The following is a 12,164-nucleotide window of genomic DNA, read 5'->3' as shown; positions in this document are numbered from 1 at the left end:
GCGGTGACCTTCCCCCGGATCACCGCCGACCCCGACGTCATGGGGGGTGCGCCCTGCGTGCGGCAGTCGCGCATCCCCGTGGCCACCCTGCTGGCCATGATGGCCGAGGGCATGTCCGTCACGGACATCCTCACCGACCTGCCGTTCCTGGACGAGGAGGACATGGCGGAGGTCCTGAACTACGCCGCGGACGCGGTACGCGACCGGACGGCGCGCTGAGCGTCACCACGGCGGGCCGGGTGCGGCGGGAGAGCGTTTTACCGGCTACTGTGCAGCGCGTGGAGGAGATCGACCGCGCCATCGTCGCCGCGCTGACCGGGGACGGTCGGCTGTCGTACACGGACCTGGCCGAGCGGGTGGGCCTGTCGGTGTCGGCCGTGCACCAGCGGGTCCGCCGGCTGGAGCAGCGCGGGGTGATCAAGGGGTACGCCGCGCGGGTGTCGTTCGAGGCGCTGGACCTGCCGCTGACGGCGTTCGTGGCGATCCGGCCGTTCGACCCGTCCCAGCCGGACGACGCGCCGGAGCGGCTGGCGCACCTGCCCGAGATCGACTCGTGCTACTCGGTGGCGGGGGAGGACTTCTATCTCCTGCTGGTGCGGGTGGCCGGTCCGGCCGACCTGGAGCGGGTGCTGCAGGAGATCCGCACCTCGGCGAACGTCACCACGCGCACCACTGTGGTGCTGTCGACGCCGTACGAGAACAGGCCGCCGAAGATCAGTGGCGAGCTGACCGGCCGGGGTCGTCCGCGCCCGTCGGCGGAGCCGGCAGGTTCCACCGCCTGATCACCCGCCGGCCGTGCTCGTGCCCGAGCACGCTGAGCGTGGCGGTGTCCAGCCGCAGCAGTCCGCCGGCCGACGGCGGGAGCCCGATCCAGCGTGCCCCGAGCACCCGCAGGCTGTGGCCGTGCCCGACCAGCGCCACGTCGCCCTGCTCCAGCAGCGGCGCGACCCGGTCCAGCACGCGGTCCAGGCGGGCGCCCACCTGTTCCGGTGACTCCCCGCCGGGGCCGCCGTCGGTCCAGATCGACCAGCCGGGCCGCTCGGTCTGGATGTCCGCGCTGGTGCGTCCCTCGTACTCGCCGTAGTGCCATTCGGCGAGGTCGGGCTCGATCGCGTCGACGGCGAGCCCGGCCAGAGCGGCGGTGCGGGTGGCGCGCTGCCGGGGGCTGGACAGCACGCGGGCGAAGCGCCGGCCGGCGAGCAGGGGAGCCAGCGCGCGGGCCTGCCGCTCGCCGTCGGGGGTCAGCTCCAGGTCGGTGTACGAGGTGTGCCGGTGGGCGGCGCTCCAGGTGGTCTCGCCGTGCCGGATCAGCAGGATCTCGTTCACCGGCCCAGTCAACCACGGTGGGTCGGCGTCGGCCGGGCGTCCAGCCTTCAACCTATTGTCCTAGGACGCATTACGCGATGTGCGCAGCACAACAGCGTTTCACCCGACAGTCACCGGGGACGCGACAAGGGCAACGCTCAGCCGGAACGAGGAGGGCGACATGAGCTTCACCGACAAGGCGAAGAACAAGGCCCAGGAGATGAGCGGAATGGCCAAGGAGCGGATCGGCGACGTGACCGACAACGAGCGGTTGCGGGCCGAGGGCGCCTCCGAGCAGAGCGCGGCGCGGGCCCGGCAGGCCGGGGAGCACGCCAAGCAGGCGGGCCGCGACGTCAAGGACGCCTTCAACAAGTGAGTACGCGGAACGGCGGGCCACCTCATCGCAGAGGTGGCCCGCCGTTCGGGTGTCCGGGGTCAGTCGTCGCGGTGGGCGAGCCACCAGGCCTGGCCGGCCTCGGGCAGCGTGTCGATCGGGTCGTAGTAGGCGTAGCGCTTGTTCAGCGCCTCCAGGTCGGCCGACTCGATCGAGGTGCGGTAGTTCTTCGTCCAGTACGAGATGCCGCGCTCGCGGTCGTAGTCGGTGAGCATGTGCACCCACCGCTTGCCGACGAACGGCACGTCGCAGACGATCCGCGGGGTGGCGTAGCCGGGCAGGTAGCCCATGATGTCGTGCTGGAGCTGCTGGGCGTGCCACACCGGGACCCGCCAGTGCTCGGCGTTGGGGATCATGTCGCACATGTAGAAGTAGTACGGCAGGATGCCCGCCTCGCCCTGCAGCGCGAAGCACAGGTCGAGCAGGTCGGCGCTGGTGGCGTTGACGCCGCGCATGAGCACGCCCTGGTTGCGCACGTCGCGTACGCCGACGTCGAGCGCGGTCTGGGCGGCCTTGGCGACCAGCGGGGTCAGCGACTGGGCGTGGTTGACGTGGGTGTGGATGGCCAGGTTGACGCCGCGGCGGGCGGCGGTGCGGGCGACCCGTTCCAGGCCCTCGACCACGTCGGGCTGGAGCCAGTGCTGGGGCAGGCCCATGAGCGCCTTGGTGGCGAGCCGGATGTCGCGGATCGTCTCGATCTCCAGCAGGCGCATCAGGTACGACTCGAGGTTGCGCCACGGCACGTTGGCGACGTCGCCGCCGGAGACGACCACGTCGCGTACCCCGGGGTGGGCCTTGAGGTAGGTGATGTGGGCGTCGTAGCGGTCGACGGGCTTGAGGGTGAGCTTGAGCTTGTCGACGGCGGGGGTGGAGTTGCCGACGAGGTCCATGCGGGTGCAGTGGCCGCAGTACTGCGGGCAGGTGGAGAGCAGTTCGGCGAGGACCTTGGTGGGGTAGCGGTGGGTGAGGCCCTCGGCGACCCACATGTCGTGTTCGTGGAGGCTGTCGCGGCTGGCGTACGGGTGCGACGGCCAGTCGGTGCGGCGGTCGGAGGCGACCGGGATCATGTAGCGGCGGATCGGGTCGGCGAGCAGCGCCTCGGTGCTCATCGGCTCAAACGGCACCATGGTGTTGAGCATCTGCGGCGGCACCAGCATGGACATGGTGGCCAGCGCCTTCTGGTCGGCCTCCAGGTCGGCGTAGAAGGTCTCGTCGACGGTGTCGCCGAGGACGGCGCGCAGCTGCTTGATGTTCTTGACGCAGTTGACCCGCTGCCACTGGGCGCTCTCCCACTGGTCGCGGGTGACGTGGCGCCAGCCGGGGAACCGGGTCCAGTCGGGTTCGACGAGGGGCGCGCGGCGGTATTCGTAGGGCTGTCCGGCGGCCGGGACGGCGACCGGCGCGTGGCGGGGCGTCGGGATGGTCTCCACCGGTTGGGTCTGGGTCACGGCCCCTCCTCGTCAGTGTGCGGGTTGATCAACGGATGCGTAGGCTACTGGAAAATCTGCGGTGAAGAAATTAGTCTGCCGTAAGTTTTCCCGCGATGCGAGTCCTGACCAGGGGTTCGGGCGGCTGGACATAGGGGGTCGGCGTGACGTCACCGGTGGGACTGCACCGAGTCGTGGAACCGGCGGGGGTGCTCCCGCAGGCGGCCTGGCGGCTGGACCCGGACCCGCGGATCGCGGCGAACGAGGTGCGGATCCGGGTCGAGCGGCTGAACCTGGACGCGGCGAGCTTCCGGCAGCTGGCGGAGAAGCACGGCGGCGACGGGGAGAAGGTCCGCGCCGAGGTGCTGGAGATCGTGTCGACCCGGGGGAAGATGCAGAACCCGGTGACCGGTTCCGGCGGGATGCTGATCGGCACCGTCGAGGAGGCGGGCCGCCGGTCGCCGCTGGGGCTGAAGCCGGGCGACCGGGTGGCGACGCTCGTGTCGCTGACGCTGACGCCGCTGACGATCACCGACGGGCTGGCCCGCTGGGACGGGCGCAGCGAGCAGGTGCCGTGCGACGGGTACGCGATCCTGTTCGCGCGGTCGATCGCGGCGGTGCTGCCGGCGGACCTGCACCCCGAGTTGTCCCTCGCCGTGCTGGACGTGTGCGGGGCGCCGGCGCTCACCGCGCGGGTGGTGGCCGAGCAGGTGGCGCGGCGCTCACGTGAGGGTGATCCGCGTCCGGTGTCGGTGGCGGTGATCGGCGGGGCCGGCAAGAGCGGGTCGCTGTCGCTGGCGGCGGCGCGGCGGGCGGGCGCTGCCCGTACCGTCGGGGTGGTTCCGGTGGCCGCGGAGCGGGACGCGCTGGCGGCGGCCGGGCTGGCCGACGTGGTGGCGCTGGCCGACGCGCGGGATCCGGTGGGGCTGTCGACGGCGGTGACGACGGCGCTGGGGGTGCCGGCGGACGTGACTGTGGTGTGCGTGGACGTGCCGGGGTGTGAGCACGGCGCGGTGTTGGCCACGGCGGACGGCGGTACGGTGATCTTCTTCTCGATGGCGACGAGCTTCGCGGCGGCGGCGCTTGGTGCGGAGGGCCTGGCGGCGGACGTGACGATGCTGGTGGGCAACGGGTACGTGCCGGGGCACGCCACGCTGGCGTTGGATCTGTTGCGGACCGAGCCGGGGGTGCGCGGTCTGTTCGAGGCTCGTCTGGCGGCAGACTGAGACCATGACGAACCCCTCGACGCTGTATCGCGGTGGAGTGCTGCACTGTCCGGCCGACCCGAGCGCGACGGCGCTGCTGGTGCGGGACGGGCGGATCGCCTGGTTGGGCACGGACGCGGATGCGCCGTCGGCGGACCGGGTGGTGGAGCTGGGCGGTGCGCTGGTGACGCCGGCGTTCGTGGACGCGCACGTGCACGCGACTGATACCGGGTTGGCGTTGTCGGGGCTGGATCTGTCGGCGGTGCGGTCGGCGGGTGGGCTGCTGGAGGCGGTGTCGGCGTTCGCGGCGGGTCTGCCGGGTGACGCGGTGGTGCTGGGGCACGGCTGGGACGAGTCGGGCTGGGCGGATCCGGTGTTGCCGGATGCGGCGGCGCTGGATCGTGCTGCGGGTGGGCGGCGGGTGTATCTGTCGCAGGCGTCGATCCATTCGGCGCTGCTGTCGGCGGCGTTGCTGGCGGCGTGCCCGGAGGTGGTGTCGGCGTCCGGGCACGAGGCGTCGGGGTGGTTGCGGCGCGACGCGCACCATGTGGTGCGGGCGGCGGCGTTCGCGTCGGTTTCGCGGGCGCAGCGGGTGGCGGCGCAGCGGCGGGCGCTGGCGCACGCGGCGTCGCTGGGTGTCGCGGCGGTGCACGAGTGCGGGGGTCCGGACATCTCCGACGAGGAGGACTTCACCGGGCTGCTGGCGATCTCGGGGGCCGGGGTGCCGGAGGTGTACGGGTACTGGGGTGAGCTGCTGGGTGCGGCGAAGGCCCGGGAGCTGGGCGCGGTGGGTGCGGGTGGTGACCTGTTCGCCGACGGGGCGCTGGGTTCGCGGACGGCGCACGTGTCGGCGGCGTACCTGGACGGTGAGGTGGGGGCGTGCGGGCACGGGTACGTGTCGGCGGAGCAGGTTCGTGATCATCTGCTGGATTGTGCGGCGCACGGGTTGCAGGGCGGGTTCCACGCGATCGGGGACGCGGCGATCGGCACGGTGCTGGAGGGTTTCGGGCTGGCGGCGCGGTCGGTGGGTGTGGACCGGTTGCGGGCGGCGCGGCACCGGGTGGAGCACGCGGAGATCATGAGCAAGGCGTTGATCGCCGGGTTCGTGGAGTACGGGATCGTGGCGTCGATGCAGCCGGCGTTCGACAGGTTGTGGGGCGGCGCGGGCCGGATGTACGAGTCGCGGCTGGGGTTGGCGCGGTCGCTGGAGTCGAATCCGATGGGCGCTATGCACGGTGTCGGTGTGGCGTTGGCGTTCGGGTCGGACTCGCCGGTGACGCCGGTCGATCCGTGGGGTTCGGTGCGGGCGGCGGCGGCGCACCACAACCCGGCGCAGCGGATGAGTGTGCGGGCGGCGTTCGCGGCGCACACGCGCGGCGGGTGGCGGGCGGTGCACCTGGACAACGAGGGTGTGCTGGCGTTGGGGGCGCCGGCGACGTTCGCGGTGTGGGACACCCCGGCGGGCGTGGAGCGGGGGCTTCCGGTGGTGCTGGCCGAGGATCCGGAGTTGCGGGGGCCGGAGGATCCGACGCCGCTGCCGGTGTGCCGGACCACCGTGTTGCGCGGTGACGTGATCTATCAGGAAGGGTCTTCGTGACAGGCAAGCTTGGGCTGGATCCGGCGTTGGTGGCGCGGGCGCGGGAGTTGGCGCGCCGGGCCGGGCAGCCGGTGGTGGATCTGGCGCGTAGCCACACCACGGTGTCGGTGGAGCGGGCGGTGCTGCGGCTGGCCGGGGTGACCGGCGCGGACCCGGACGGTATTCCGTGGGTGAACCGCCTCGTCGACGCGGTGGTCGCGGACGTCGGGTTGGGGCACGGGGTGGCGGCGCCGGTGTTCGACGCGCTGGCGCGTGAGGGCATCGCCGATGTGACGTTGCTGGCGCAGAAGGCGGCGGCCGGGTCGGTGCGGTTCGCGCAGCCGTCGGGGAAGGCGGCGACGGCGGCGCGGCGGGCGTCGCGTAAGGCGGTCGCGGCGGGGATCCGCAGCATCGACCGGCGGCGCGCGGAGCGGGACCGCTTGGTGAAGCGGTTCGGGGATCCGGCGCGTCGGCCGTGGATCTACCTGATCGTGGCCACGGGTGACATCTACGAGGACATTCCGCAGGCGCAGGCGGCGGCGCGGGCCGGCGCCGATGTGATCGCGGTGATCCGGTCGACGGGGCAGTCGCTGCTGGACTACGTGCCGGAGGGGGCGACCCGGGAGGGGTTCGCGGGCACGTACGCGACGCAGGAGAACTTCCGGCTGATGCGGGCGGCGCTGGACGAGACGTCCAAGGAGCTGGGCCGGTACGTGCGGTTGACGAACTACGCGTCGGGTCTGTGCATGCCGGAGATGGCGACGCTGGCCGGCCTGGAGCGGCTGGACATGATGCTCAACGACTCGATGTACGGGATTCTGTTCCGCGACATCAACCCGATCCGCACGTTCGTGGACCAGCGGTTCTCGCGGCAGGTGCACGCGCGGGCGGGGATCATCATCAACACCGGTGAGGACAACTACCTGACCACCGCTGACGCGGTGGACGAGGCGCACACGGTGACGGTGTCGCAGTTGCTGAACGAGTTCTTCGCGCACGAGGCGGGGCTGGCGGACTGGCAGCTGGGGCTGGGGCACGCGTTCGAGATCAACCCGGATGTGCCGGAGTCGTTCCGGTTGGAGTTGGCGCACGCGCTGCTGGCGCGGGAGTTGTTCCCGGACGCGCCGTTGAAGTGGATGCCGCCGACGAAGCACATGACCGGTGACGTGTTCCGGGGCAACCTGCTGGACGGGTTCTTCAACCTGGTGGGCACGATGACCGGGCAGGGGATTCTGCTGGTGGGGATGATGACCGAGGCGGTGGTGACGCCGTGGCTGTCGGACCGGGACATCGCGCTGCAGAACGTGCGGTACGTGCTGGGCGCGGYGGGCGGGTTGCACGAGGACTTCGTGCCGGCGCCGGGCGGGTTCATCCAGGCGCGGGCGCACCGGGTGCTCGGTGAGGCGGTGGACCTGCTGGAGCGCATCGGGGACCAGTCGTTGCTGACGGCGATCGCCGAGGGCACGTTCGGGATCATGAAGCGGCCGGCGGACCGCGGGAAGGGCCTGGACGGCGTGGCCCGGCACGAGGCGGACTACTACAACCCGGCCACGGAGATCCTGGAGCAGCCCCATGAGTGAGAAGACGGTTGTGCGGCCGTACGGGGACACCACCGGTGACGGCATGGTGCAGGTGTCGTTCACGTTGCCGGTGCCGCACGACAAGCGGGCCGAGGGCGCGGCGGTGCAGCTGGCGAACAAGATGGGCATGGACCCGGCGATGCTGGTGCACGCCAAACCGATCGGTGACGGGTTCACGTTCTTCGTGGTGTACGGGCGGGTGAACCACCTGGTGGACCTGGCGAAGGTGCAGGTGGTGGAGCGTGACTATCCGCTGCTGTCGGCCAAGGAGGTCAACGCGGTGGTGAAGCGGCGGCTGCGCCGCAAGCTGTCGGTGGTGGGCGCCTGCATCGGCACGGACGCGCACACCGTGGGCATCGACGCGATCCTCAACGTCAAGGGCATCGCCGGGGAGAAGGGCCTGGAGTACTACCGGGAGCTGAAGGTCACGAACCTGGGCGCGCAGGTGAGCGTGCCGGAACTGGTCGAGGCGGCCCGGCGGGAGCGCGCCGACGCGGTGCTGGTGTCGCAGGTGGTGACGCAGCGCGACGCGCATCTGCACAACACGCGGGAGATGTCGGCGGCGTTCCGGGAGGCGATGCCGGCCGGGCGGCGGCCGCTGCTGATCGTCGGTGGGCCGCGGTTCGACGAGACGATGACCGGCGAGCTGGGCGTGGACCGGATCTTCGGGCGTGGCACCACCCCGGGCGAGGTGGCCAGTTACCTCGTCCACGCTTTGATCACCTCCAGGAAGGCGAACGTCGCATGAGCGATCCGCGTGTCGGTCTGACAGTCACCCACCGCCGGTACGTGCCGTACTCCCACGCCCACTACGCGGGGAACCTGGTCGACGGGGCGTACGCGCTGGGGTTGTTCGGGGACGTGGCGACCGAGGTGTGCATCCGCACCGACGGTGACGAGGGGTTGTTCGCCTCGTACGCGGATGTGCAGTTCCGGGCGCCGATGAAGGCCGGTGACGTGCTGGAGGTGACGGCGACGGTGACCCGGGTGGGCACCCGCAGCCGCACCATCGACTTCGCCGCGACCGTGGTGTGCCGGGGCCGCCCGGACAAGGGCGAGTCGGCCGCCGAGGTGCTCGACGAGCCGATCGTGGCGGTCACCGCGACCGGCACGGTGGTCGTACCCCAACGGCCGTGAGCGCCGTCGTCTGCGCCGACGTGGGGTCGACGTACACGAAGGCCGCGGTGGTGGACCTCGACGGCGGCCGGCTGGTCGCGGCGGCGTCGGCGCCCACCACTGTGGGCACCGACGTGCTGCACGGCCTGGACGCCGCGGTCGGCGCGGCCACCGCGTCGGCCGGGGTCGCTGAGGCGCCCTGGTACGTGTGTTCGTCGGCCGGGGGTGGGCTGCGCCTGGCGGTGGTGGGTTACGAGCCCCTCGTCACCGCTCAGGCGGGCCGGCGGGTCGGTCTGTCGGCGGGCGCGAACGTGGTGCACGTGGCGGCGGGACGGTTGTCCGGGGCGGACGTGGCGGCGTTGCGGGCGGCCCGCCCGGACGTGGTGCTGCTCGTCGGCGGCACCGACGGCGGCGATGCCGAGACGGTGACGCACAACGCGACGCGGCTGGCGAAGGCCCGCTTGCGGGTGCCGGTGGTCCTGGCGGGCAACGCCGACGTGCGTGACGAGCTGCACGCGGTGCTGGCCGGCGCGGGGGTGCCGGTGACGGTGGCGGACAACGTGCTGCCCCGGATCGGGGTGCTGGAGCCGTCGTCGGCGCGGGCGGCGATCCGGGAGGTGTTCCTGCGGCACGTCATCGGCGGCAAGAAGCTGTCCCGGGGTACGCGGTTCGCGCGGCTGGTCCGCGCCGCCACCCCCGACGCGGTGCTGACCGGCGTGGAGGTCCTCGCCGGGACGCTCGGCGGTGACCTCGCGGTAGTGGACGTGGGTGGCGCGACCACCGACGTGTACTCGGTGCTCACCCCCGACGAGCGGGACAGCGGCCCGAGCCAGGAGGTGGCGGGGACGCTGTGGCGGGCCCGCACCGTCGAAGGTGACCTGGGCATGCGGTGGAGCGCGCCGGGTGTGGTGCGTGCCGCGGTCGAGGAGCGGCTGCTCGGCGCGGCCGAGGAGGCGGATCTGGCGGCCGCGGCGGCGGTGCGGGCCGCCGACCCGGGGTTCCTGCCCGCCGGTGACGCCGACCGGGCCGTGGACCGGCGCATCGCGGCCCTCGCGGCGACGGTGGCGCTGCGGCGGCACGCCCGTGGGGCGGCGACGGGGGAGCGGGCCGGGCGGGACCTGCGGGAAGTGAAGCTGCTCGTCGGCTCCGGCGGGGTGCTGCGGCACGCCGACCCGGGTGACGCGGCGGCGGTGCTCGACGCGGTGCTCACCGACCACGCCGGCGGGTGGGCGTTGCCGCGGGCGGCCCGCCCGGTCGTCGACGTGGACTACGTGCTGGCCGCCGCCGGGCTGCTCGCCGACGATCATCCGGGTGCGGCGGCGGCGATGCTGCGGCACCACCTCGGCGCCTGAACCGCGCTCAGGAATCGAGACGCGCCGACGCGACACGCCGTGTCGCAACACACGACAGGCCCGGGTGGGTTGACAGCGGCGGGGGTCTACGCCGTACCGTCTTTGAGTCCTACCACGGGAAGCGGCTGTTGTTCGCTTCGTCCCTTCGTCCGCTGGCCGAGCGACCGGAAGGTTGCGGCGGCCAGGTCCAGCGGGCGGGGGTCGGCGGGGCGGCGCGAACCGGCCGCGGTTACCGGTGTACGGGCAAGGTGAGAGGCACGGCCAGTAGACAACGGCCAGGCGGGGGCAGCCAGTCCACGTCGGGTCGGTCCGAAGGTCGGCGCTGATCGTCTTCGCCCCACCGGCCGGGAAGGGCCTGGGAGCATCGGGGCGCGGCTTCGGCCGCGCCCCGATTTCATCCCCCCGATACCCCGGCCCTTGTCAGCGGCCGAGCCGCCGGTAGCGGCGCACCGCCGCCGGCGCGGCCACCGCGATCAGCGCCAGCGGCCAGGCGACCGCCAGTTCCAGCGCGTGCCGGGCCGGCCACGAGTCCCCGCTCAGGCCCGGGTTGCCGAACAGGTCCCGGGCCGCCGCCACCGTCGCCGACAGCGGATTCCACGCGGCGATCGCGCCCAGCCAGTCCGGCATCAGCTCCGGCGCCACGAACACGTTGGACAGGGCGGTCAGCGGGAACGCCAGCGGGAACACCACCACCGCGACCGTGTCCGGGTTCGGCACGAGCAGCCCGAACAGGATGCCCACCCAGGTCATCGCGACGCGCAGCAGCAGGATCAGCGCCACCGCCGTCAGCGCCGGGCCGACTCCGTCGCGCCACTGCCAGCCCACCAGCAGCCCGCACACCACCAGCGTGGTCATCTCCAGGCACGCCCGTACCAGGTCGGCGCCGGCGCGGCCGGACAGCAGCGCCGAACGGGCCATCGGCAGTGACCGGAACCGGTCCACCACGCCCCGGCCGGCGTCCACCGCGATCGCCGACGCGGTCGCGCCGAGCCCGTAGAGCATCGTCATCACGAACACGCCGGGCAGCAGGAACTCCCGGTAGTTGCCGCCGCCCGGCACGGACATGCCGCTGCCGAACACGTAGCCGAACACCAGCACGAATATGATCGGCAGGCTGAAGTAGATGATGATCTCCTCCGGGGCGCGGACCACGTGCCGCATGTTCCGCCCGGCCATCAGCCACCCGTCGGTCAGCGCCCTCACGACGTCACCTCCATCCGCTGCGCGTCGAACCGGCCGCCGGTCAGGCGCAGGAACGCCTCGTCCAGCGTCGGCCGGCGCACCAGCACGTCCTCCACCGCCACCCCGGCGTCCTCCAGGGTCCGCAGCACTGTCATGAGCACGGCGATCCGGTCGGCCACCGGCGCGTCCACGCGCCGCAGCTCCGCGTCCACCGTCACCGCCGCGCCGGTGGCGCGTTCCACCACCGCCGCCGCCGTGGGCAGGTCCGCCGCGTCGCGGACCATCAGCTCCAGCCGGTCCGCGCCGATGCGGGCCTTCAACCGCTCCGGGGTGCCCTCGGCCACGACCCGGCCGGAGTCGATGACGCACACCCGGTCGGCGAGGTGGTCGGCCTCCTGCAGGTACTGGGTGGTCAACAGCACGGTCGTGCCGTCGGCGACCAGTTCCCGCACCGCCGACCACAGACCGTTGCGGCTGCGCGGGTCCAGGCCGGTGGTCGGCTCGTCGAGGAACAGCACCCGCGGCGGCACCACCAGGCTGGCCGCCAGATCCAGGCGGCGGCGCATCCCACCGGAGTAGCCGCCCGCCGACCGGTCCGCCGCCTCGGTCAACCCGAACCGGTCCAGCAGCTCCTCGGCGCGGTCGCGGGCCCGCCGCGCGGACAGTCGCCGCAGCCGCCCGAACAGCACCAGGTTCTGCCGGCCGCTGAGCACCTCGTCGACCGCCGCGTACTGCCCGGTCAGGCTGATCGCCTCACGGACCCGGTCCGGTTCGGAGGCCACGTCGTACCCGGCCACCCGGGCCCGGCCGGCGTCGAACCGCAGCAGCGTGGTGAGGATCCGCACCGCGGTGGTCTTGCCCGCCCCGTTCGGGCCGAGCACCCCGTACACCGTGCCGGCCGGCACGGCCAGGTCGAAGCCGTCCAGCGCGGTGGTGCGTCCGTACGTTTTTCGTATCCCGTCGGCCAGCACGGCCGTCGTGTCGTCGCTCATGCCGGCAAGCGTCACCGCCGGCGCTGACCGGGCGC

General features: G+C 72.7%; 13 protein-coding genes. 9 read left to right on the top strand and 4 right to left on the bottom strand.

The window, feature by feature from the left end:
* Positions 1 to 3: 3 nt before the first annotated feature.
* Positions 4 to 219 (top strand): DUF433 domain-containing protein, encoded by a 216-nt coding sequence (locus tag A8711_RS26605; RefSeq protein WP_030502405.1) that lies wholly within the window; start codon positions 4 to 6, stop codon positions 217 to 219.
* A gap of 59 nt (positions 220 to 278) precedes the next feature.
* Entirely contained in the window at positions 279 to 782 is a 504-nt protein-coding gene (locus A8711_RS26600; protein ID WP_043330145.1) for an Lrp/AsnC family transcriptional regulator, read from the top strand.
* Here A8711_RS26600 and A8711_RS26595 read toward each other — a convergent pair.
* Positions 715 to 1,326: a histidine phosphatase family protein gene (locus A8711_RS26595; RefSeq protein ID WP_069089695.1), complete on the bottom strand. Its 612-nt coding sequence runs from the start codon at positions 1,324 to 1,326 to the stop codon at positions 715 to 717. The two genes, A8711_RS26600 and A8711_RS26595, sit on opposite strands and share 68 nt — an antisense overlap.
* 160 nt (positions 1,327 to 1,486) lie before the next feature.
* On the opposite strand from A8711_RS26595, the gene A8711_RS26590 reads away from it, so the two are divergent.
* Positions 1,487 to 1,681: a CsbD family protein gene (locus A8711_RS26590; protein WP_043324133.1), complete on the top strand. Its 195-nt coding sequence runs from the start codon at positions 1,487 to 1,489 to the stop codon at positions 1,679 to 1,681.
* Positions 1,682 to 1,740: 59 nt separating this feature from the next.
* Here A8711_RS26590 and A8711_RS26585 read toward each other — a convergent pair whose 3' ends face one another.
* Positions 1,741 to 3,147 (bottom strand): KamA family radical SAM protein, encoded by a 1,407-nt coding sequence (locus A8711_RS26585; RefSeq protein WP_043324131.1) that lies wholly within the window; start codon positions 3,145 to 3,147, stop codon positions 1,741 to 1,743.
* A 143-nt stretch (positions 3,148 to 3,290) separates the two neighbouring features.
* Here A8711_RS26585 and A8711_RS26580 point away from each other — a divergent pair, with 143 nt between their 5' ends.
* From A8711_RS26580 to A8711_RS26555, 6 genes are read left to right on the top strand one after another with little or no spacing between them, the layout of a single operon-like run.
* Positions 3,291 to 4,352: a zinc-binding alcohol dehydrogenase gene (locus A8711_RS26580; protein WP_069089694.1), complete on the top strand. Its 1,062-nt coding sequence runs from the start codon at positions 3,291 to 3,293 to the stop codon at positions 4,350 to 4,352.
* A gap of 4 nt (positions 4,353 to 4,356) precedes the next feature.
* The gene (locus A8711_RS26575; protein ID WP_069089693.1) at positions 4,357 to 5,928 is read left to right on the top strand and encodes an amidohydrolase; all 1,572 of its coding nucleotides are present in this window, start codon (positions 4,357 to 4,359) and stop codon (positions 5,926 to 5,928) included.
* Positions 5,925 to 7,487, top strand: coding sequence for a lysine 5,6-aminomutase subunit alpha (locus A8711_RS26570; protein WP_069089692.1), 1,563 nt, complete (start codon positions 5,925 to 5,927; stop codon positions 7,485 to 7,487). Before A8711_RS26575 ends, A8711_RS26570 begins: the two co-directional genes overlap by 4 nt.
* Positions 7,480 to 8,235, top strand: a complete 756-nt coding sequence (locus A8711_RS26565; RefSeq protein WP_043324123.1) for an OAM dimerization domain-containing protein — start codon at positions 7,480 to 7,482, stop codon at positions 8,233 to 8,235. Before A8711_RS26570 ends, A8711_RS26565 begins: the two co-directional genes overlap by 8 nt.
* Positions 8,232 to 8,624: a hotdog domain-containing protein gene (locus A8711_RS26560; RefSeq protein WP_030502415.1), complete on the top strand. Its 393-nt coding sequence runs from the start codon at positions 8,232 to 8,234 to the stop codon at positions 8,622 to 8,624. Before A8711_RS26565 ends, A8711_RS26560 begins: the two co-directional genes overlap by 4 nt.
* Positions 8,621 to 9,955 carry a glutamate mutase L gene (locus A8711_RS26555; RefSeq protein ID WP_069089691.1) on the top strand — a complete coding sequence of 445 codons (1,335 nt, stop codon included), beginning with the start codon at positions 8,621 to 8,623 and terminating at the stop codon, positions 9,953 to 9,955. The genes A8711_RS26560 and A8711_RS26555 overlap by 4 nt, the downstream gene beginning before the upstream one ends.
* Before the next feature lie 420 nt (positions 9,956 to 10,375).
* Here A8711_RS26555 and A8711_RS26550 read toward each other — a convergent pair whose 3' ends face one another.
* Together A8711_RS26550 and A8711_RS26545 are read right to left on the bottom strand one after the other, a co-directional pair.
* The gene (locus A8711_RS26550; RefSeq protein WP_069089690.1) at positions 10,376 to 11,158 is read right to left on the bottom strand and encodes an ABC transporter permease; all 783 of its coding nucleotides are present in this window, start codon (positions 11,156 to 11,158) and stop codon (positions 10,376 to 10,378) included.
* Positions 11,155 to 12,129 carry an ATP-binding cassette domain-containing protein gene (locus A8711_RS26545; RefSeq protein WP_069089689.1) on the bottom strand — a complete coding sequence of 325 codons (975 nt, stop codon included), beginning with the start codon at positions 12,127 to 12,129 and terminating at the stop codon, positions 11,155 to 11,157. The genes A8711_RS26550 and A8711_RS26545 overlap by 4 nt, the downstream gene beginning before the upstream one ends.
* Positions 12,130 to 12,164: the final 35 nt, after the last annotated feature.

This window comes from Micromonospora sp. II (assembly GCF_001709195.1).
GTDB classification, from domain to species: Bacteria; Actinomycetota; Actinomycetes; order Mycobacteriales; family Micromonosporaceae; genus Micromonospora; species Micromonospora chalcea.
This window is presented reverse-complemented; position numbering and strand designations above follow the sequence as displayed.